We start from the raw sequence: 19,215 nt of genomic DNA on the forward strand, positions 1-19,215 counted from the left end.
GGGCCCCCGCCGCCTACCCCGCCGCCGCGATCAGCGCGCGGGTGTATTCCGTCTGCGGCGCGTCGAACAGCTGGTCCGCCGGTCCGGCCTCGACCACGTCGCCCTGTTTCATCACCATCACCTTGTGCGCCATCGCCCGCACCACCTTCAGATCGTGGCTGATGAACAGATAGGCCAACCCGTGCCGGCGCTGCAGATCGCGCAGCAGGTTCACGATCTGCACCTGCACCGTCATGTCCAGCGCCGAGGTCGGCTCGTCCAGCACCAGCAGCCGCGGCCGCAGCACCATCGCCCGCGCGATGGCGATCCGCTGGCGCTGCCCGCCCGAAAACTCGTGCGGATAGCGGTCCATCGACGCCGGGTCTAGCCCGGTCTCTTCCATCACCTCGGCGACCAGCTCGCGGCGGTCCCGGTGGCGGTCGATCCTGTGGACCCCCAGCCCCTCGGCGATGATCTGCGAACAGGTCATCCGCGGGCTGAGCGAGCCGAACGGATCCTGGAACACGATCTGCATATCCTTGCGCAGCCGCCGCAGATCGCGCGTCGACCATTGCCGGATATCCTGCCCGTCAAAGGTGATGCCCCCCTCCGACGCGATCAGCCGCATCAGCGCCAGCGCCAGCGTGGTCTTGCCCGAGCCGCTTTCGCCGACGATGCCCAGCGTCTCGCCCGCCCGCACGGAAATCGAGGCGTCGTTGACCGCCCGCACGTGATCGACCGTCCGCCGCATCAGCCCGCGCTGGATCGGGAACCAGACCTTGAGGTGATCCGAGCGCAGCAGGTCCGGCGCCTCCCCGGCCACCGGATCGGGACGGCCCGACGGCTCCGCCGCCAGAAGCTTGCGGGTATAGGGATGCTGGGGGTTGTCGAAGATCGCCGCGGTCGGCCCGCTCTCGACGATCTCGCCCGCCTTCATCACACAGACCCGGTCGGCGATGCGCCGCACGATGCCAAGGTCGTGGGTGATGAACAAAAGGCCCATCCCCTCGCTCTCCTTCAGCCCGGCCAGAAGTTCCAGGATCTGCGCCTGGATGGTCACATCCAGCGCCGTGGTCGGCTCGTCCGCGATCAGGATGTCGGGTTTGTTGGCCAGCGCCATGGCGATCATCACCCGCTGCCGCTGACCGCCCGAGAGTTGGTGCGGATAGGCGTCCAGCCGGGTCTCGGGGTCGCGGATGCCCACCCGGGTCAGCAGATCCAGGATCCGCGCCCGCGCTGCCTCTCCGGTCAGCCCCTGATGCAGGGCGATCGATTCCGCAAGCTGCTTTTCGATCGTGTGCAGCGGGTTGAGCGAGGTCATCGGCTCCTGAAAGATGAAGCTTATATCGTTGCCCCGCACCTGCCGCAGCCGCGCCTCGGACGCCCCGATCATCTGCTGGCCCTTGTAGGTGACCGACCCCCCGACAACCGCGCTATCGCCCAACAGCGACACCGTGGACAGCGCCGAGACCGACTTGCCCGACCCCGATTCCCCCACCAGCGCTACCGTCTCGCCCCTGTCGACGGAAAACGACACGCCGCGCACCGCCGGCACGCTCTTGCCGTCCTGCCGGAAGGCGACGGACAGGTTCTCGACCTCAAGAAGGCTCATTGAAACGTCTTTCTCGGGTCAAAGGCGTCGCGCACCCCTTCAAAGATGAAGACCAGCAGCGACAGCATAATGGCAAAGGTGAAAAAGGCGGTGAAGGCCAGCCAGGGCGCCTGCAGGTTCTGCTTTGCCTGCAACGTCAGCTCGCCCAGCGACGGCGCCGAGGACGGCAGCCCGAAGCCGAGGAAATCGAGGCTGGCCAGCGCGCCGATGGTGCCGGTGACGATGAACGGCAGCATGGTCAGCGTCGCCACCATCGCGTTGGGCAGCATGTGGCGGAACATGATGGTCAGGTTGCCCACCCCCAGCGCCTTGGCCGCGCGGACGTATTCCAGATTGCGCGCGCGCAGGAATTCGGCGCGCACCACGCCGACCAGCGAAGTCCACGAGAACAGCACCATCAGCACCACCAGCAGCCAGAAGCTGCGCCCGAGAATGGCGAACATGATGATGATCACGTAAAGCGACGGCGTCGCGCTCCAGATCTCGATCAGCCGCTGAAACACCAGGTCGAGCCAGCCGCCGAAGAACCCCTGAAGCGCGCCGGCAAAGACGCCGATCAGGCTGGCCGCACCGGTGACCAGCAGGGTGAACAGGATCGAGAGGCGAAATCCGTAGATCACCCGCGCCAGCACGTCGCGCTTGGTATCGTCGGTGCCCAGCCAGTTCTCGCCATTGGGCGGCAGCGGGGCGGCGCCGGGCCGGTCGACCGCGGTGTTGAACGAATAGGGGATCGGCGGCCAGACCGCCCAGCCGCGCCGGAGCTCCTCGACGCTCTGGTCGAAAGTGCCACGCTCGATCGCGCCGATGATCTCGTCGGGATCGTCGAAACAGTCCTCCAGCCCGCCCGAGGCGATCAGGCATCGCACCTCGGGATCTCGATAGATCGCCTCGGTCTGGAAATCGCCGCCAAAGGTGGTCTCAGGGTAGAACCGGAAGATCGGCATGTAATATTCGCCCCGGTACTGCACCAGGATCGGCTTGTCGTTGGCCAGAAACTCGGCAAACAGCGACAGCCCGAACAGCACCGCGAAGATCCACAGCGACCACAAGGCGCGGCGGTTGCGTTTGAAATTGCGCCAGCGGCGCTGGTTGAGCGGGGACAGCGCCATGCCTCAGCCCTCCCGCTTTTCAAAGTCGATGCGGGGATCGACCAGAACGTACATGAGATCGCTCAGAATCCCCACCACCAGGCTCATCAGGCCAAAAATGAACAGCGTGCCGAAGATCACCGGGTAATCCCGCGCCACCGCCGCCTCGAACCCCAGCCGGCCCAGCCCGTCGAGCGAAAAGATCGTCTCGATGATCAGCGAGCCGGAAAAGAAGATGCTGATGAAGACCGACGGAAAGCCCGCGATCACGATCAGCATGGCATTGCGGAACACATGGCCATAGAGAACGCCGCGTTCCGACAGCCCCTTGGCCCGCGCGGTCATGACATAGTGTTTCTTGACCTCGTCGAGAAAGCTGTTCTTGGTCAGCAGCGTCAGCGTGGCAAAGGCCGAGATGGTCGAGGCGACGATCGGCAGTGCGATATGCCAGAAGTAATCGCCGATCTTGGCGGCAAGACCAAGAGACTCCCAGTTGTCCGAGGTCAGCCCGCGCAGCGGGAAGATCTGCCAGTAGGAGCCGCCCGCAAACAGCACCAGCAGCAGGATGGCGAACAGGAACCCCGGGATCGCATAGGCCACGATGATCAGACCGCTGGTCCAGGTGTCGAAACTGGTCCCGTCCCGGACCGCCTTGCGGATGCCCAGCGGGATCGACACCAGATAGGCGATGATCGTGGACCAAAGCCCCAGGCTGATCGACACCGGCATCTTTTCCAGCACCAGGTCTATCACCCCGATCGAGCGGAAATAGCTCTGGCCGAAGTCCAGCCGCATGTAGTTCCACAGCATGCCCAGGAACCGCTCCAGCGGCGGCTTGTCAAAGCCGAACTCCTTTTCCAGCTCGGCGATGAACTCCGGCGGCAGGCCCCGCGCGCCGACATAACGGTCGCTGGCCGCGCTGATATCGCCCAGGTCGGTCTCGGTCTGGCCGCTGCCGGCGAAACCGCCGAACACATCGCCCTGCCCCTGCGCCCGGGCAATGGCCTGTTCCACCGGCCCGCCCGGAACGAACTGCACCAGCGCGAAATTGATGATCATGATGCCCAGAAGTGTCGGGATCACCAACAGCAGGCGGCGAAGGATGTAGGCTCCCATCGGGGCGAGGATCCTCTTCTCGTTAGCGCAACGCGCCGGAGGCTTTCAGGGCGGCGGCCTTGTCGGCGTTGTACCACCAGAAATCGAGATACCCCAGATCGAACGGCGGCAGCGGATCGGGATGCTCGTACTGATCGTAATAGGACACCCAGTAATTCGCCTTGTACCAGACCGGCACCATGAAGAACTCGTGACGCAGGGCGCGGTCCAGCGCCATCAGCGTGGCGTCCTGGTCCGCCTTGTTGGTGGTCAGCAGCGAAGCCTGGATGATCGCATCGACCAGAGGGCTGGCAAGGCCCGCGGGGTTGAAGATCGAAAACGCCGCCTCGTCCGAGCCATAGCGCTGCATCAGCCCGGTGCCGGTGCCCAGAAAGGCGCCATAGGCATCGAAGATCAGGTCATAGTCGAACTGTCTCTGACGCTGGGTGTATTGCGACGGATCAACCTTTTCCAGCCGGGCGTCGATCCCCATCTTGGCCAGATTCGAGACATAGCTTTCCACCACCGCGCCCAGGGTGCCCTCGGCGGCGGTGTTGAACAGAAAGGTGATGCGAAGCGGCGCGCCCCCGGCGTTGCGGCGCATGCCATCGGCCCCCACCGGCCAGCCTGCCTCGTCCAGCAGCGCCATCGCGCGGCGCAGGTTGCGGCGGTCGTTCAGCTTGGCGGCGTTCGAGCTGTGCGGCATCCGCGCAGGCTCAGACAGCATCGCTGGCGGCACCAGATCGCCCAGCGATTTGAGAAAGTCCAGTTCCGCCCCCTCGGGCGCGCCGGTCGCCATCAACGGCGTGTCCTGGGTGAAAGAGACGCGCTGCCGGAACAGGCCGTATTGCAGCGATTCATTGGTCCATTCGAAATTGAATCCCAACGCCAGCGCCTCGCGCAGGCGGGTATCCTGCAGGATCTCGCGGCGCAGATTGAAGACAAAGCCGGTCGGCGTCGGCGGGGTGCCGTCGGGCAGTTCGACCTTGATCACCTGGCCGTCTCGGATCTTGGGAAACTCGTACTGGCTGGCCCATTTCTTGGAATCCCCCTCCTCGCGGAAGGTCACGTCGCCGGCCTTGAACGCCTCGAACGCCGGGGTGTCGTCGGTGAAATACTCGATCCGGATGGTATCGAAATTGTGCCGCCCCCGATTGATCGGCAGATCCCGGCCCCAATAGTCGGGATTGCGGCGATAGACGATGCGGTTGTTCACGTCGACCTTGTCGACCACATAGGGCCCCGACCCGGGCGAGGTTTCCAGCCGCGTCTCGTCCAGCCGCGCGCCGGTCTTCTCGAACCACGCTTTCGACCAGACCGGAACCCCGCCCACCTGGTCGATCAGGCTGCGCCGCGAAATGCCGGGGGTGAAATAGAACTTGATGGTCAGATCGTCGATCACCTCGGCCTTGGGAATGCGTTTCTTCACCGCCGCGGCGTAAGAGGGCAGCCCCTGTTCCAGCAGCAGATTGTGGCTGAACAGCACGTCCTGCGCGGTCACCGGGGTGCCGTCGGAAAACCGCGCCTCGGGACGCAGGTGGAAGATCACCCAATCCTTGCTCTCGGGGTATTCGACGGATTCGGCCAGCAGCCCGTAGCCTTCGCCATAAGCGTCCGCCGGCATGTCCCCCAGCAGGCTTTCATACATGATCGAGCTCAGCGCCCCGGAGCGTCCCTTGATCGTATAGGGGTTCATTGAATCAAAGGTGCCAAGCTGGGCAAAGGACAGCTCGCCCCCCTTGGGCGCGTCGGGATTGACGTAGTCGTAGTTCTGAAAATCGGGTCCGTATTTCAGATCCCCGAAATAGGAATACCCGTGGCTCTTGATGATTTTGTCGCCCTCGGCGGCCAGCAGCCCGGTCCAGGCCAGCAGAATCAGCAGCGCCAGCACCAGCGCCGGCAGGATGCGGTCCGGCATGGGGCGGGCGGAGACACGGGATTGGCAGCGCGCCCGGGCATGCGGGGTCGCGCGGGCGGCGTCCGTGGCGGCACGGGATTGGGTCATCAGGCGCATCCTCTGTTGAAACGGGCTCTCTCGAAACGGGCGGTTCAGCCTCTTTGGGTCGGGATGTAAGCTAATGGCGCGCGCCGCCAATGTTCAAGTTGCGATTCCGTGAACCCGGAGCGGCAAAAAGACAAAAGCCGCTGCGCATGGCGCAGCGGCTTTCAATTCACGCCCGAAGCGGGACAGGATCAGTTGTCCAGGCTGTCGAGATAGGCGATCACGTTCACCCGGTCGTCCTGCTTTTTCAGGCCGGCAAAGCTCATCGCGGTGCCCGGCACGGCTGCGCTGGGCTTGGCGAGGAATTCGTCCAGCACCTCCGGCGTCCAGTCGCCGCCATGGTCGATCATCGGCGCGGAATAGCCAAAGCCGTCAACCGAGGCGACCGTACGGCCGACAACGCCATAAAGGGTCGGGCCGGTGGCATTGGCACCCGGTTCGATCTTGTGGCAGGCTTGGCATTTCTTGAACACCTTGGCGCCCTTTGCCGGATCGGCCGACGCCATCAGCTCGTCGAAGCTGACCTCGGCAACCTCTTCGGTCGCACCCGCGTCCTCGGTCTCGATCACGTAGGACGCTTCCCCGTGGGTCCCCGTGTGATAGATCCCCTCGGCCGCCCATTTCGCCAGAAGAAGCACCAGGAAGGCACCAAGAAAGCCGGCGGCAGCTTTGGTTACTGTCATCGTGTCAAACATTGATCGCACGTCCATTCTAGCTGTTTGCGAGGTTGTCTAAGGCTTCCCCTTGCCCGTGGCAAGGTATAGACAGCGCGACCAATCGACCAAATTGCCATTGTTGCACGGAATCCGAACCCATGACGAACCGCATCGCCTTCCAGGGGGAACCCGGGGCCTACAGCCACGAAGCCTGCCGCAAGGCCCGCCCCGACATGGAGGCGCTGCCCTGCCGCACCTTCGAGGACGCGATCGAGGCGGTTCGGAGCGGCCAGGCGGACCTGGCCATGCTGCCGGTCGAGAACTCGACCTATGGCCGGGTGGCGGACATTCACACGCTGCTGCCGCAATCGGGGCTTCACATCATCGAAGAGGCCTTTGTCCGTGTCCATATCAACCTGCTCGGCGTGCCCGGCGCGCAGCTCTCGGACATCACCCACGCGATGAGCCACACGGTCCTGCTGGGCCAGTGCAAGACCTTTTTGCAACAGCACGGCATCCACCGCATCACCGGCGCGGACACCGCCGGCTCTGCCCGGCAGGTGTCCGAACAGGGCGAACGCGGCACTGCCGCGCTGGCCAGCGAACTGGCGGGCGAGATCTATGGGCTGAACGTGCTGGCGCGGCATATCGAGGACCATTCCAACAACACCACAAGGTTCCTGATCATGTCGCGTGCCGCCGACCTCTCGCGCCGGGGCCGGCACGGGATGATCACCAGCTTTGTCTTTCAGGTGCGCAACATTCCCGCCGCCCTCTACAAGGCGATGGGTGGATTTGCCACCAACGGCGTCAACATGACCAAGCTGGAAAGCTACATGGTCGACGGCTCGTTCACCGCGACCCGGTTCTATGCCGACATCGAGGGGCACCCTGAGGATGAGAACGTGCGGCTGGCGCTGGACGAGCTTGCCTACTTCACCACCGACGTGGAAATCCTCGGTGTTTACCCGGCCTCGCCCGAGCGCGGCTGAACCGGCACCGAAATCGCCCGCCCCTGGCCACTTGCGCCGCCCCCTTCCCCCAGCAGGGGGAAGGATCGGGAGCGGGGCCGGCGCTGCGCGACGGGATCAGGCGCTGCGGGTCTGGCGCTCCTCGACCGATTTGGCAAAATCGGCCACCTTCACCTTGAACCGCTTAGTCAGATTCGCCTTGGCCAGTTTCAGCGATTGCAGAAACAGCCGCGCCGGGAGCGTCTTGGGCGACAGCGCCAGCACGACCGACATCCGGGTCCGGCGCGGCGACAGCGCCACCAGTTCGACGGTAAAGTCGCCGTTGAGACCCGCGCTCTCGGAGTCGAATTTCATCCCGTTCGGGCGGTCCCACTCGACCAGTTGCAGGCGCAGATCGCGCCGCTTGCCGCGCAACTCGAAGACGGCATTCCAGACCAGTCCAGGCGCCACCGCAGCGGCCTCGTCGGCCCGCTGAACCTCGATCCCGCGGCGGATTGCCGACCGCTCGAACATCTCGAAATCGGAGATTGCGTCAAACACCGCCTCGATCGGGGCGTCGATGTCTTCCTTGCTCGAAAACTTCATAACCAATCCAATTCACTCTGGCGCAGACAAGTCTCCCTTCAATTCAGGGTATCTGCAAGCCAGTTCTGCAAAAGAAAATGCGCAATTGCGCCACGCCGGGCGGGCTTGATTGTCGGGTGTTCGCCGGCAAAGGCCGTCATCATGTCGGCGCGCGAAACCCAGATCGCATCCTCGATCTCGACCGGATCGATGGTGATCTCGCGCGCCAGCGCCTCGCCGGCGCAGCCGAACATCAGCGAGGCCGGGAACGGCCAGGGCTGGCTGGCCAGATAGCTGACCGCGCCGACCGGAACGCCGGCCTCTTCCATCACCTCGCGGCGCACCGCCGCCTCCAGCGTCTCGCCCGGCTCGACGAACCCGGCCAGCAGCGAATACATCCCCTCGGGCCAGCCCGGCGAGCGGCCCATCAACACCGCGTCGCCATGGGTGATCAGCATGATCACCACCGGATCGGTGCGCGGGAAATGATGCCCGCCACAGTCCGGGCAATCGCGCTGCCAGCCGGCATGGCCGATCACCGTTTCGACGCCGCAGCGGGCGCAGAACCGATGGGTGGCGTGCCAGCCGATGATCGCCTTTGCGGTCGCGGCCAGCTCGGCGTCACGCGGGCTGAGGGCGGTCATCACCCGGCGCAGCTCGGCAAAGGCCATGTCCTCGGGCAGGTCCGGGTGGCGCTGTTCGGAGCGGTCGACGAAACTGCCCAGCGCACCATAGTCCAGCTCCTCGGGCTCCCAGCGGGACAGATCATGCGCGAACCGCGGCGCACCGTCCTCCTCCAGCCCCAGGAAGACCGGCGCGCGGATCGCCTTGCCCAGACCCGCCGCCAGCACCGGGTGGTCCATCGGGATCAGTCCCAGCGCGTCCAGCCCGTCGCCGCGCAACAGCGGCTTGCCCCGCCACATCGGCAGGCAGCGCGCCGCGGGATCGGCCATCGCCTGGGCCAGCGCCGCTGCGTCGCCGCGAATCTGCGCCGCCCGGTTCAGGCCGGAGCCGCCGAAGGTGACCTGTTCTGCCGTTCTCATGCCCGTGCCCCTTGCGTTCGTCCACCGATGATCCCGGGTGCCACGCCGGGCGGGGCAACTCAACAGGTTTTCGCCCCGGCGCCGCCTCACCCGTCCCTCCGCGCCCGCCGGGGCCGGACAATCCGCTTTTCCCGCTGCCCGGTTCATGTTTGAAAGAGGGCGGCCCATCCACCCGCCCGAAAACGGAGCCCTGTCATGACCGGCGCGCCCGCGCGCCTGCGTATTCTCGCCACCAGTGATCTGCACATGCACCTGACCGGCTTCGACTACAGCGCCGAACGGCCCGATCCGGGCGTGGGGCTCGCCCGTCTGGCCACCCTGATCGCGGCGGCGCGGGACGCGGCCGCCCGGGAGGGCGCGCTGACGCTGCTTTTCGACAACGGCGACGGGATGCAGGGCACCGCGCTGGGCGATCTGGCCGCCCTGCCGGACGCCGGGCCGCACCCGCTGATGCAGGCCTTCGCGCATCTGGGGTACGACGCCATCGGACTGGGCAACCACGATTTCGATTTCGGGCTCGAGGCGCTGACCCGCGCCCTCGCCGACGCCCCCTGCCCGGTGCTCTGCGCCAATCTCCGACCCGGGCGCGATCCGCTTCCCGCCGGGATCCTCCCCCATGCGGTGCTTGAGCGGGCCTTGCCCGGCGGGCCGGCGCTGCGCCTCGGGGTGCTGTCGGTTCTGCCGCCGCAGACCGGCATCTGGAACCGGCATCTGCTGACAGGGCGGGTGCGCTTTGACGACATCGTCGGGAGCGCCGCGCGCGAGGTGGCGGCGCTGCGCGCGGCGGGCTGCGACCTGGTGATCGCGCTGGCCCATACCGGCCCCGGGCAGGGCACCGCCGCCGCCCCGGGCGCGGAAAACGCGCTATGCGCCATCGCCGCCCTGCCCGGGGTGGATGCGGTGCTGGGCGGCCATACCCATGAGGTCCGCACCTGGGACGGCCCCGGCGCACCGGCGGTGATGCCCGGCTATGCCGGCTCGCATCTGGGGGTGATCGACCTCGATCTGGCACCGGATGCGGACGGACGCTGGCGCGTCGCCGGCGCGACCGCCGCGTTGCGCGCGGTGGCGCGGCGCGGCCCCGGGGGGCAGGTCACGCCGCTGGCGGCCGAGGATGCCGCGCTCAGCCGCCTGATCGCCCCCGCCCATGCCGCCGCCCGCGCCGCCCTGCGCGCCCCGATGGGCGAGAGCCCGCAGCCGCTGCACAGCTATTTCAGCTTTTTCGCCCCCGACCGCGCATTGGCGCTGATCGCGGCGGCACAGGCGGCGGCGCTGCGCCCGCTGCTTGCCGGAACCTCCGCCGAGGGACTGCCGCTGCTCTCGGCGGCGGCGCCGGGCAGGACCGGCGGCCGTGGCGGACCGGGCCATTACACCGACGTGCCCGACGGGCCGCTGCGTCTGCGCAACCTGGCCGACCTTTATCCCTTTCCCAACGCGCTCAGCCTGGTGGTGCTGACCGGCGCGCAGATCCTCGACTGGCTGGAACAGGTGGCCGGCCAGTTCAACCGGATCGCACCAGGCAGCCGCGACACCGATCTGACCGACCCGGCCCAGCCCGGCCACGGCTTCGACGTGCTGCATGGGATCACCTATGAGATCGACCTGACCTCCCCGCCCCGCTTTGGCCCCGAAGGCCAGCGCCTGGGCGACGACACCCGCCTCCGCAACGCCACCTGGCGGGGCCGCCCGCTGGGCCCCGACCAACGCTTTGCCGTCGCCCTCAACAGCTACCGCGCCGCCGGCGGCGGCCATGTGGCGGCGCTCAGCGGGAGCTGCCAGCTCCCCCTGCCCTATCTGCGAATCAGTGAGGCGCTGCGCCGTTACCTCACCGGCGATCTTTCCCGCGACCCGCTGGAAGGCGCCCCGCCCCCCTGGCGCTTCGCCGCCATCCCCGAAACCGCGGCCATCGCCCGTACCGGTCCCGGCGCCCGCGCCCATCTGGCCGAGCTTGCCGGGCGCGGCGTCACCGAGGCGGGTCTCGATGCCGACGGCTTTCTGCGGCTGAGCGTCCCGCTCGGTTAGCCCCAAATCCCGTGCGCTGCGCCCTTGCCATCCACCGCCCGGCTCCTTATGTTGCGCGTCGAGAGGTTGGCGCGGGCAGGCACCTCGCCAACCCGGTCAGGTCCGGAAGGAAGCAGCCGTAACGAGCCCGCTTGGGTCGTTGTCCAGCCTCTCACCTTTTCCCTCATCCAGTGTTCTTTGATCCGACGGGCCTCCGCCTTGCACGACGGGCCGTCCGGTTTTGCCGCCGCAGCCGCCCCGTCGTGCCACAGGCCGGGCAAAGAGGCGGCCCAAAGCCGCAGGAACAGCCCCCCGGGGTCCGGCTCCTGCGCATCGCTTGGTAACCATGCCGGAACACGAATGTGATCGGGGAGAAATTTCTTTTCGATCAAGCCGATGGCACAATCTTGACGGGCAGGGCCCTATTTGTGTTCAATTCACGTACCGTATCTCCGGCACCTCAAGTCAAAGGCCCGTTCACCATGAAATGGCAACCACACTTCGCAACGGGTGACGCGCAGATCGACGAACAGCACAAGATGCTGTTCACCACGTCCGATCAATTCCGCCACACCCTTGAGGCGGGCGAAGGGGAAAGAACCTATGATCTGTTTCTGGATTTCCTGAACGCCTACTGCGAAATGCATTTCGCGGTCGAGGAGAAGTGTATGTTCGCGCATAAATGCCCGGTCGCGGCGCTGAACCACCATGAACACACACTGTTCCTGAAATTGCTGGAACAAGAGAACGCCTGGTTCCGCGAGCACGGCTTCGACGCCGCCCGGGCGACGGCAATGCTGGACAAGCTCGACCAATGGCTGGAAAGCCACATCTGCCGGATCGACATCCGTCTGAACGAAGTTCTGGACTGAGACCGCCCGTGCCGCCACTGGACCTTGCGCCGCCCAGACAATAGGTTTGGGGCGCAACCCCCTCCATGCGCAGGTAGCCCCCTTGTCCGACAGCCCCGCCTATCAGGTCCTCGCCCGCAAGTACCGCCCCGAGACCTTTGCCGACCTGGTCGGTCAGGAGGCGATGGTGCGCACCCTGAAAAACGCCTTTGCCGCCGACCGCATCGCCCAAGCCTTCATCATGACCGGCATCCGCGGCACCGGCAAGACGACCACCGCGCGGATCATCGCCAAGGGGATGAACTGCATCGGCCCCGACGGCACCGGCGGGCCGACGACCGAGCCCTGCGGCCAATGCGAGCATTGCCGGGCGATCATGGAGGGCCGCCATGTCGACGTGATGGAGATGGACGCGGCCAGCCGAACCGGCGTGGGCGACATCCGCGAAATCATCGATTCGGTGCGCTACCGCGCCGCCAGCGCCCGCTACAAGATCTACATCATCGACGAGGTTCACATGCTCTCGACCAGCGCCTTCAACGCGCTGCTCAAGACGCTGGAGGAACCGCCCGCCCACGTCAAATTCATCTTTGCCACCACCGAGATCCGCAAGGTGCCGGTCACCGTGCTGAGCCGCTGCCAGCGATTCGACCTGCGCCGGATCGAGCCGGAGGATCAGATCGCCCTGCTGCGCCGCATCGCCGATGCCGAGGGGGCCGAGATCGCCGATGACGCGCTGGCGCTGATCACCCGCGCGGCCGAGGGCTCGGCCCGCGACGCGACCTCGCTGCTGGACCAGGCGATTTCCCACGGCGCCGGCGAGACCACCGCCGAACAGGTGCGCGCCATGCTGGGACTGGCCGACCGCGGCCGGGTGCTGGACCTGCTGGACCTGATCCTCAGGGGCGATGCGGCGGGCGCGCTGACCGAACTGTCGTCGCAGTACGCGGACGGGGCCGATCCGCTGGCGGTGCTGCGCGATCTGGCCGAAATCACTCACTGGGTTTCGGTGGTCAAGATCACCCCGGACGCCGCCGAGGATCCCACAGTTTCCCCCGACGAACGCGCCCGCGGCCAGGCCATGGCCGAGGCGCTGCCGATGCGGGTGCTCAGCCGGATGTGGCAGATGCTGCTCAAGGCGCTGGAAGAGGTCGCCGCCGCGCCGAACGCGATGATGGCCGCCGAGATGGCGGTGATCCGGATGACCCATGTGGCCGATCTGCCGACGCCCGGCGAGCTGGTGCGCAAGCTGCAGGACACGCCCCCGCCCGCCGGCGGGCCGGGGGGCGGCATGCGCGCCGGCGGCGCGGACAACAGCGCTCCGATGGCCCATGCCGGCACCATCTCTGCGCAGGGCGGCGGCATCGGCGGCCAGGCCGCCGGTTACGGCGGAACGGCGCAGGCGGCGCTGGCACAGCACCCCGAGGCGGCTCTGGCGCGCTATCCCACCTTCGAACATGTGCTGGAACTGATCCGCGCCAACCGCGACGTGAAACTTCTGGTCGAGGTCGAGACCGGGCTGCGCCTGGCCGCCTATCAGCCGGGGCGGATCGAATTCTCCCCCACCGACAACGCCCCCGCCGACCTGGCGCAGCGGCTGGGCAGCCGCCTGCAGAGCTGGACCGGGAACCGCTGGGCGGTGAGCGTGGTGTCGGGCAGCGATACCCTAACCATCGCCGAACAGCGCGACGCCGCCGAAAACGCCCTGCGCGCCACTGCCGCCGAACATCCATTGGTGCAGGCGGTGCTGACCCGCTTCCCCAAGGCCAGGATCACCGGGATCCGCACCCAAGAACAGATCGCAGCCAGCGCCGAGACCGAGGCCCTGCCCGAGGTCGAGGATGAATGGGATCCATTCGAAGACGGGTGATTTGCGCCGCAAATCACCCGAGCGCGACAGGGCGCAAATCGCATCTTCGCACAGTCGCGCGCCCGTGCCATCCGGGCGCGGCGCCTCGTCGGCGCCCGCCCGAACACTGATCAACGACGTTTTGGCTGAAGACGATCAGGGACGTGCCCCCGACCCCGCCAGAACCTCATCCGTCGTCATCACCTTGGCATAGCTCATCGCCAGCGGCGCCATGAAGGCCGCGTGCACCTGCGCCGCACTCACCGTCACGCCGCCGAATGCCGCCTCCTTGGCGCCACAGGCATCCTCGGCCAGGGTCACGGCAAAGCCGTGGTCCACCGCCGCCCGGGTGGTGGCGTCGATGCACATCTGGCTCATCGCGCCGCAGATCGTCACAGCCTCGATCCCGGCGCCGCGCAGCCGCTCCAGCAGGTCGGTGCCCTGGAAACTGTTGGGGCGCGCCTTGGTGATCACCGCCTCGCCCTCTTGCGGCGCCACCGCCAGGTGGATTTCGGCCCCCGCGCTGCCCGGGCGAAAGAACGGCGCCTGGTCCGAGCCCATTTCGTGCCGGATGTGGATCACCAGATCGCCCACTGACCGCGCGCGGTCCAGCAGCCGGGCGGCATTGATCGCCACCGCCTCCATATGCGCCACGGGCCAGAGCCCGGCGTCGAAATAATCGTTCTGGATATCCACCAGGATCAGCGCCCGTTTGGTCATGCCCGTCGCCCTTTCACGTTTTGTACAGTCCGGGGTCCAGACTGCCCGATCTTGACCGGGATGGGTATTGGCGGATATGACAAATAAAATGCAGAAACCGCCAAATTCCCCGATCCGCCTCGCCCTCGTCGCCTATCCCGGCGCGCAGCGGTCGGCGGTCGAGGGGCTGGCTGACCTCTTTGCCCTGCTGCCGCGGCTGTCCCGTGGCGAAGAGGCGATACAAAGGCTCGAAACCCGGACCGTCACCGAAACCGACCGGCCGGCGGGGTCGGTCGATGCCTTTGTCTTTCCACCCTCGCTGGAGTCGACGCAGGCGCGCCCGGATCATCCGCTGGCGCATTGGGCGCGGGCACAGCATGGCGCCGGCGCGCTGGCCTGCTCGGTCTGCGCCGGGGCCTTCTGGCTGGGTCATGCGGGGCTGCTCGACCGGCGGCCCGCCACCACCCACTGGGCGCTGGAGCCCGCCTTTCGCGCCGCCTTTCCGCAGGTCGAGCTGCAACCGGACCATATCCTGGTCGACGACCTCGACATCGTCACCGCCGGCGGGCTGATGGCCTGGCTCGACCTCGGGCTGCATCTGACCGGCCTGTGGTTCGGCCCCGACATGGTCTCGCGCCTTGCCCGGCATCTGCTGGTCGATCCCGCCGGCCGCGAGCAGCGGCACTATTCCGGCTTTCGCCCGGCCCGCGGTCATGGCGATGCCGCCGTGCTGCGCGCACAGAGGCGGATCGAGACCGGCTTTGCGGACCCGCTCAGCGTCGCGGACCTCGCCACCCATGCAGGGTTGAGCGAGCGCACCTTTCTGCGCCGGTTTCAGGCCGCCACCGGGCTTGGCCCGGCGGCCTATCTGCAACGGCTGCGGGTGGAAAAGGCCCGAGGCGCGCTGGAGCGGAGCGGCGGCACCACCGCCGAGATCGCCTGGTCGGTGGGCTATCGGGATCCCTCGGCCTTTGCCCGCGCCTTCAAATCCGGCACCGGCCTGACCCCCGGCGCCTATCGTGCGCGGTTCCGCGTCACGCCCCGGCCCCAGCGCCCGGCGGCCTTGTGCCGGCCCGCCGGCGCCCGTATCTAGGAGGCGACAGGAGCAATCCCACAGGAGACAATGATGCTGAAAGGTTTGGGCGGGCTTGGCGACATGGCCAAGATGATGAAATCCGCACAGGAACTGCAGACCAAGATGGCCCAGATGCAGGACGATCTGGCCGGTCTGTCGGTCACCGGCGAGGCCGGCGCCGGCCTGGTCAAGGCCACCGCCACCGCCAAGGGCGAGCTGACCGCGCTGGACATCGACCCGTCGATCTTCAACGGCGACGACAAGGAGGTGGTCGAGGATCTGATTCTCGCCGCCGTCAAGGACGCCCAGACCAAGGCGGCCGAGAAGGCGCAGGAGGAAATGGCCCGGCTGACCGAAAGCATGGGCCTGCCCAAGGACATCAAGCTCCCGTTCTAGGCGCAAAGGCGCACGGAACGAGGGCGGCGCGACAAAGCGGGACTTCAAAGAATTCCTGCGGAGTCGCGCACCTCCGAAATCCGGGAACCTGCTTCCCCAAACACAAGACCGCCCCATGTCCTCTAACCGCGAGATCGAGAACCTGATCGAGCTTATGGCCAAGCTGCCGGGGCTGGGGCCGCGCTCGGCCCGCCGCGCGGTGCTGCACCTGATCCGCAAGCGCGCGCTGCTGCTGACGCCCCTGGCCGACGCCATGCAGGAGGTCGCCGCCACCGCGCGCGAATGCCTCAACTGCGGCAACGTCGGCACCGGCGACGTCTGCGACATCTGCACCAGCGAGAAACGCGCCACCGGCGAGCTCTGCGTGGTCGAGGACGTGGCCGACCTCTGGGCGATGGAACGCTCGGGCGTGTTCAAGGGGCGCTATCACGTGCTGGGCGGCACGCTCTCGGCGCTGGACGCGGTGGGCCCGGACAGCTTGCGCATTCCCCGACTGATCGACCGCATCGCCTCGGAACATATCACCGAGGTGATCCTGGCGCTGAATGCCACGGTCGAGGGGCAAACCACCGCCCATTACATTGCCGACCAGCTCGAGGGACAGGTCAGGCTGACCTCGCTGGCGCAGGGGGTGCCGATCGGCGGCGAGCTGGACTATCTCGACGACGGCACGATCAGCGCCGCCTTGCGCGCGCGCAAGGAATTCTAGGGCCGGTCGTGGCCGCAGCGTTCGTCATACCGGCCGGTGCGGGGGCGCTCTATTTCCTGGTCCTCTTCGCCTGCGGCTTCGTTCTGGGCACGCTGCGCACGCTGGTCCTGATGCCGGCGTTCGGTCCGGTCACAGCCGTGGCGCTGGAACTGCCGGTGATGCTGGTGCTGTCCTGGGTCGTCGCGGGGCGCCTCACGCGGGGTCGCGCGGCGCTGGCCGGGGCGCGGCCCCGGCTGACGATGGGCGCCAGCGCGCTGGCGCTGCTGCTGGCGGCGGAGTGTCTGCTGGCGGTCACGCTGTTCGGTCAGAGCCCGGCTGGCTGGCTGGCCGCGATGGCCACCCCGCACGGGGCGCTGGGGCTGGCCGGGCAACTGGCCTTCGGCCTGATACCCTGGCTGCGTCTGCTGGCCGGTCCGACCGGGCGCGGCTGAGCGGCGCGACCCGGCGCCGCGCCTGCCCCTGCCTTACTGTCTGTAGCGCGGATCGCGCGAGGTATCCTCGTCGTCGTCCTCGTCCTCGGAGCTGCCCGGAAGGTTGAAGAAGCTGTCGGCATCGGAGACGTCGCGCTTGTCCTCTTCCTCCTCGTCCGGGGTCGAATTGGAGCCCGACAGGGTAAAGGTTTCCAGCCCTTCGATCGCGGTCGGGATCCTCGGCTCGGCCTCCATCCCCAGCGACTGTTCGGTGCTGACCAGCTTGCGGCGCTCGTCATCGCTCATCACCGCGCCCTCGGCGGCCTTCTTGGCGGCGGCCTTCTGCACCACCGCGTCCAGCTCGGACTGCTTGCACAGGCCCAGCGCCACCGGATCGATCGGCTGGATGTTCGAGATGTTCCAGTGGGTCCGCTCGCGGATCGCCTGGATCGTCGGCTTGGTGGTGCCGACCAGCTTGGAGACCTGGCCGTCGCTCAGCTCGGGGTGGAACTTCACCAGCCACAGGATCGCGGCCGGGCGGTCCTGGCGTTTCGACAGCGGGGTGTACCGCGGGCCGCGACGTTTTTCCTCGCCCACGGCGGCGGGATTGAACTTCAGCTTCATCTTGTACAGGGGATCTTTTTCGGCCTTGTCGATCTCTTCCTGGGTCAGCTGATTGTTGGCGATCGGGTCGAAGCCCTTGACGCCGGCGGCCACATCGCCATCGGCGATGCCCTGGATTTCCAGCTCATGCATGCCGACGAAATCGGCGATCTGCTTGAAACCGATCGTCGTATTGTCCACCAGCCACACGGCGGTTGCTTTGGCCATCAATGGTTTTGCCATGCGCACATCTCCTTCAAACAAATCTTCCCCGTCGCCTGAAATCGGCGGTCCCGGAGGGTCCGGGACGGGTTACCGTTGTCGGGGAACTTGGCGCCTATATAGTGGGCCGAAACGCATAAGGAAAGAGTGAATGCGCTGGATTATCCTGTGGCTGCTGACGGTGCTGCCCCCCCTCCCGGCGCTGGCGGACGGCGAAAAGGCGGGCGCTTTCGACTATTACGTCCTCAGTCTGAGCTGGTCGCCCAACTGGTGCGCGACCGAGGGCGACGCGCGCCGGTCCGACCAGTGCCACCCCCGTCACGATCACGGCTGGGTGCTGCACGGGCTCTGGCCGCAGTACCATCGCGGCTGGCCCGCCTTCTGCCGCACGGGCGAGGCGTCCCCCAGCCGCGGCATGACCGCGGCGATGACCGACATCATGGGCAGTCCAGGCCTGGCCTGGCACCAGTGGAAGAAACACGGCACCTGTTCCGGCCTGTCCGCGCCAGCCTATTTCGCGCTGGCGCGGCGCGCCTATGAGGCCGTCAATCGGCCAGCGATATTCCGCAAGCTGGACCGAAGCGTGAAACTGCCGGCCAGCGTGGTGGAACAGGCCTTTTTGCAGGCCAATCCCGGCTGGAGCCGCGACATGCTGACCATCACCTGCAAGGACGGCCATATCCAGGAGGCGCGACTGTGCCTGTCGCGCGATCTGAAACCGGTGCCCTGCGGCCGCGACGTGATCGCCGACTGCCCACTGAAAGACGCGGTGTTCGCGCCGGTGCGGTAAAGGAGGCGGTAAGGGCGGCGGCCGACGCCCCCGCCGCTGGTGTCAGCCCATCTCGTCCTGGCAGGCGATAACGGCCTCGAGCCCGACATAGGTGCCGCCCAGATCGATCGCCATGACCTCGCCGCCATCGTGATAGAGCGTCAGCGTGTACTTCTCGGCGATGTCGAACAGGAAATCGGGGTTGTCGAAATAGATATCGGCGCCGGGCACGTCGTTGAGATAGATCCCCTTGGCGACGCCGTCATATTGCTGACCGTCCAGATCGAAGGAGATGTCGTATGTCGCGCCCTCCTCGATGTCGCCCCAGGCCTCGTTGAAGGCGGTGATGTAACCGCTGCCCTCATTCCGGTCGAACCCGATACGAACCAGCGAGCCGTCATTGTAGGCCGCCTGGATCAGGCAACCGTCACCAAGGCTGGGGTCGATCATCACGTCCCAGCCGCCGGCGGTTCCCCATTGTTCGAGTTGCTGCGCCTGCAAGGCCCCTGCAGCGGCGATCAGCGCCGCCGCGGCCAGTGTCACGTATTTCAATGTTGTCGCTCCCCTGTGGGCAGGCTTCCGACACCTATTGCGCAAAATGCCCTGCCCTGAATACAGTTT

19 protein-coding genes and 1 other RNA gene are annotated in these 19,215 nt (G+C 66.8%); 10 read left to right on the forward strand and 10 right to left on the reverse strand.

Annotated features, from left to right (window positions below):
* Nucleotides 1–13: 13 nt before the first annotated feature.
* The 5 genes from E1832_RS19530 to E1832_RS19550 all read right to left on the reverse strand — a co-directional run bounded on the left by E1832_RS19530 (nucleotide 14) and on the right by E1832_RS19550 (nucleotide 6,471).
* Entirely contained in the window at nucleotides 14–1,591 is a 1,578-nt protein-coding gene (locus E1832_RS19530) for an ABC transporter ATP-binding protein (RefSeq protein WP_133361459.1), read from the reverse strand.
* Nucleotides 1,588–2,700, reverse strand: coding sequence for an ABC transporter permease (locus E1832_RS19535; RefSeq protein ID WP_133361460.1), 1,113 nt, complete (start codon nucleotides 2,698–2,700; stop codon nucleotides 1,588–1,590). The genes E1832_RS19530 and E1832_RS19535 overlap by 4 nt, the downstream gene beginning before the upstream one ends.
* 3 nt (nucleotides 2,701–2,703) lie before the next feature.
* A complete protein-coding gene (locus tag E1832_RS19540) occupies nucleotides 2,704–3,795 on the reverse strand; it encodes a microcin C ABC transporter permease YejB (protein ID WP_133361461.1) in 1,092 nt (363 codons plus the stop codon).
* Nucleotides 3,796–3,817: 22 nt separating this feature from the next.
* The gene (locus E1832_RS19545) at nucleotides 3,818–5,779 is read right to left on the reverse strand and encodes an extracellular solute-binding protein (protein WP_425358988.1); all 1,962 of its coding nucleotides are present in this window, start codon (nucleotides 5,777–5,779) and stop codon (nucleotides 3,818–3,820) included.
* A gap of 188 nt (nucleotides 5,780–5,967) precedes the next feature.
* The gene (locus E1832_RS19550) at nucleotides 5,968–6,471 is read right to left on the reverse strand and encodes a c-type cytochrome (protein WP_133361462.1); all 504 of its coding nucleotides are present in this window, start codon (nucleotides 6,469–6,471) and stop codon (nucleotides 5,968–5,970) included.
* Nucleotides 6,472–6,590: 119 nt separating this feature from the next.
* Here E1832_RS19550 and E1832_RS19555 point away from each other — a divergent pair, with 119 nt between their 5' ends.
* Nucleotides 6,591–7,424: a prephenate dehydratase gene (locus E1832_RS19555; RefSeq protein ID WP_133361463.1), complete on the forward strand. Its 834-nt coding sequence runs from the start codon at nucleotides 6,591–6,593 to the stop codon at nucleotides 7,422–7,424.
* A 96-nt stretch (nucleotides 7,425–7,520) separates the two neighbouring features.
* On the opposite strand, the gene E1832_RS19560 is transcribed toward E1832_RS19555, so the two are convergent.
* Both E1832_RS19560 and nudC read right to left on the reverse strand, forming a co-directional pair.
* Nucleotides 7,521–7,988: an SRPBCC family protein gene (locus tag E1832_RS19560; protein ID WP_133361562.1), complete on the reverse strand. Its 468-nt coding sequence runs from the start codon at nucleotides 7,986–7,988 to the stop codon at nucleotides 7,521–7,523.
* Nucleotides 7,989–8,026: 38 nt separating this feature from the next.
* Nucleotides 8,027–9,010 carry an NAD(+) diphosphatase gene (gene nudC, locus E1832_RS19565; RefSeq protein WP_133361464.1) on the reverse strand — a complete coding sequence of 328 codons (984 nt, stop codon included), beginning with the start codon at nucleotides 9,008–9,010 and terminating at the stop codon, nucleotides 8,027–8,029.
* A 195-nt stretch (nucleotides 9,011–9,205) separates the two neighbouring features.
* Here nudC and E1832_RS19570 point away from each other — a divergent pair, with 195 nt between their 5' ends.
* The 4 genes from E1832_RS19570 to E1832_RS19585 all read left to right on the forward strand — a co-directional run bounded on the left by E1832_RS19570 (nucleotide 9,206) and on the right by E1832_RS19585 (nucleotide 13,732).
* Nucleotides 9,206–11,032, forward strand: coding sequence for a 5'-nucleotidase C-terminal domain-containing protein (locus E1832_RS19570; RefSeq protein ID WP_133361465.1), 1,827 nt, complete (start codon nucleotides 9,206–9,208; stop codon nucleotides 11,030–11,032).
* Nucleotides 11,033–11,091: 59 nt separating this feature from the next.
* Nucleotides 11,092–11,189: signal recognition particle sRNA small type (gene ffs / locus E1832_RS19575), an RNA gene on the forward strand.
* Nucleotides 11,190–11,493: 304 nt separating this feature from the next.
* Nucleotides 11,494–11,883 carry a bacteriohemerythrin gene (locus E1832_RS19580; protein ID WP_133361466.1) on the forward strand — a complete coding sequence of 130 codons (390 nt, stop codon included), beginning with the start codon at nucleotides 11,494–11,496 and terminating at the stop codon, nucleotides 11,881–11,883.
* 82 nt (nucleotides 11,884–11,965) lie between these two features.
* The gene (locus tag E1832_RS19585; RefSeq protein ID WP_133361467.1) at nucleotides 11,966–13,732 is read left to right on the forward strand and encodes a DNA polymerase III subunit gamma/tau; all 1,767 of its coding nucleotides are present in this window, start codon (nucleotides 11,966–11,968) and stop codon (nucleotides 13,730–13,732) included.
* A 135-nt stretch (nucleotides 13,733–13,867) separates the two neighbouring features.
* Here the strand turns inward: E1832_RS19585 and E1832_RS19590 are convergent, their stop codons facing one another.
* Nucleotides 13,868–14,431 (reverse strand): cysteine hydrolase family protein, encoded by a 564-nt coding sequence (locus tag E1832_RS19590; RefSeq protein WP_133361468.1) that lies wholly within the window; start codon nucleotides 14,429–14,431, stop codon nucleotides 13,868–13,870.
* A gap of 88 nt (nucleotides 14,432–14,519) precedes the next feature.
* Between E1832_RS19590 and E1832_RS19595 the strand changes: the two genes are divergently transcribed.
* The 4 genes from E1832_RS19595 to E1832_RS19610 all read left to right on the forward strand — a co-directional run bounded on the left by E1832_RS19595 (nucleotide 14,520) and on the right by E1832_RS19610 (nucleotide 17,021).
* The gene (locus E1832_RS19595; RefSeq protein WP_245514053.1) at nucleotides 14,520–15,503 is read left to right on the forward strand and encodes a GlxA family transcriptional regulator; all 984 of its coding nucleotides are present in this window, start codon (nucleotides 14,520–14,522) and stop codon (nucleotides 15,501–15,503) included.
* A 33-nt stretch (nucleotides 15,504–15,536) separates the two neighbouring features.
* On the forward strand, nucleotides 15,537–15,881 hold the full coding sequence (locus E1832_RS19600; RefSeq protein WP_133361470.1) for a YbaB/EbfC family nucleoid-associated protein: 345 nt from the start codon (nucleotides 15,537–15,539) through the stop codon (nucleotides 15,879–15,881).
* 115 nt (nucleotides 15,882–15,996) lie between these two features.
* Nucleotides 15,997–16,590: a recombination mediator RecR gene (recR, locus tag E1832_RS19605; protein WP_133361471.1), complete on the forward strand. Its 594-nt coding sequence runs from the start codon at nucleotides 15,997–15,999 to the stop codon at nucleotides 16,588–16,590.
* Nucleotides 16,591–16,598: 8 nt separating this feature from the next.
* A complete protein-coding gene (locus E1832_RS19610; RefSeq protein ID WP_133361472.1) occupies nucleotides 16,599–17,021 on the forward strand; it encodes a hypothetical protein in 423 nt (140 codons plus the stop codon).
* A 33-nt stretch (nucleotides 17,022–17,054) separates the two neighbouring features.
* Here E1832_RS19610 and E1832_RS19615 read toward each other — a convergent pair whose 3' ends face one another.
* Nucleotides 17,055–17,846 carry a DUF1013 domain-containing protein gene (locus E1832_RS19615; RefSeq protein WP_133361473.1) on the reverse strand — a complete coding sequence of 264 codons (792 nt, stop codon included), beginning with the start codon at nucleotides 17,844–17,846 and terminating at the stop codon, nucleotides 17,055–17,057.
* 130 nt (nucleotides 17,847–17,976) lie between these two features.
* Between E1832_RS19615 and E1832_RS19620 the strand changes: the two genes are divergently transcribed.
* Nucleotides 17,977–18,615, forward strand: a complete 639-nt coding sequence (locus E1832_RS19620; RefSeq protein WP_133361474.1) for a ribonuclease T2 family protein — start codon at nucleotides 17,977–17,979, stop codon at nucleotides 18,613–18,615.
* Between the two features lie 42 nt (nucleotides 18,616–18,657).
* Here the strand turns inward: E1832_RS19620 and E1832_RS19625 are convergent, their stop codons facing one another.
* Entirely contained in the window at nucleotides 18,658–19,137 is a 480-nt protein-coding gene (locus E1832_RS19625; protein WP_245514059.1) for a hypothetical protein, read from the reverse strand.
* Between the last annotated feature and the right edge of the window lie 78 nt (nucleotides 19,138–19,215).

Origin of the sequence: Antarcticimicrobium luteum, assembly GCF_004358185.1 — a bacterium.
In the GTDB taxonomy this organism is placed as follows: domain Bacteria; phylum Pseudomonadota; class Alphaproteobacteria; order Rhodobacterales; family Rhodobacteraceae; genus Antarcticimicrobium; species Antarcticimicrobium luteum.

Bases quoted from the DNA above. Each gene is read 5' to 3' on its own strand.
- E1832_RS19530 (WP_133361459.1), bottom strand. From the start codon at position 1,591: ATGAGCCTTCTTGAGGTCGAGAACCTGTCCGTCGCCTTCCGGCAGGAC.
- E1832_RS19535 (WP_133361460.1), bottom strand. From the start codon at position 2,700: ATGGCGCTGTCCCCGCTCAACCAGCGCCGCTGGCGCAATTTCAAACGC.
- E1832_RS19540 (WP_133361461.1), bottom strand. From the start codon at position 3,795: ATGGGAGCCTACATCCTTCGCCGCCTGCTGTTGGTGATCCCGACACTT.
- E1832_RS19545 (WP_425358988.1), bottom strand. From the start codon at position 5,779: ATGACCCAATCCCGTGCCGCCACGGACGCCGCCCGCGCGACCCCGCAT.
- E1832_RS19550 (WP_133361462.1), bottom strand. From the start codon at position 6,471: ATGTTTGACACGATGACAGTAACCAAAGCTGCCGCCGGCTTTCTTGGT.
- E1832_RS19555 (WP_133361463.1), top strand. From the start codon at position 6,591: ATGACGAACCGCATCGCCTTCCAGGGGGAACCCGGGGCCTACAGCCAC.
- E1832_RS19560 (WP_133361562.1), bottom strand. From the start codon at position 7,988: ATGAAGTTTTCGAGCAAGGAAGACATCGACGCCCCGATCGAGGCGGTG.
- nudC (WP_133361464.1), bottom strand. From the start codon at position 9,010: ATGAGAACGGCAGAACAGGTCACCTTCGGCGGCTCCGGCCTGAACCGG.
- E1832_RS19570 (WP_133361465.1), top strand. From the start codon at position 9,206: ATGACCGGCGCGCCCGCGCGCCTGCGTATTCTCGCCACCAGTGATCTG.
- E1832_RS19580 (WP_133361466.1), top strand. From the start codon at position 11,494: ATGAAATGGCAACCACACTTCGCAACGGGTGACGCGCAGATCGACGAA.
- E1832_RS19590 (WP_133361468.1), bottom strand. From the start codon at position 14,431: ATGACCAAACGGGCGCTGATCCTGGTGGATATCCAGAACGATTATTTC.
- E1832_RS19595 (WP_245514053.1), top strand. From the start codon at position 14,520: ATGCAGAAACCGCCAAATTCCCCGATCCGCCTCGCCCTCGTCGCCTAT.
- E1832_RS19600 (WP_133361470.1), top strand. From the start codon at position 15,537: ATGCTGAAAGGTTTGGGCGGGCTTGGCGACATGGCCAAGATGATGAAA.
- recR (WP_133361471.1), top strand. From the start codon at position 15,997: ATGTCCTCTAACCGCGAGATCGAGAACCTGATCGAGCTTATGGCCAAG.
- E1832_RS19615 (WP_133361473.1), bottom strand. From the start codon at position 17,846: ATGGCAAAACCATTGATGGCCAAAGCAACCGCCGTGTGGCTGGTGGAC.
- E1832_RS19620 (WP_133361474.1), top strand. From the start codon at position 17,977: ATGCGCTGGATTATCCTGTGGCTGCTGACGGTGCTGCCCCCCCTCCCG.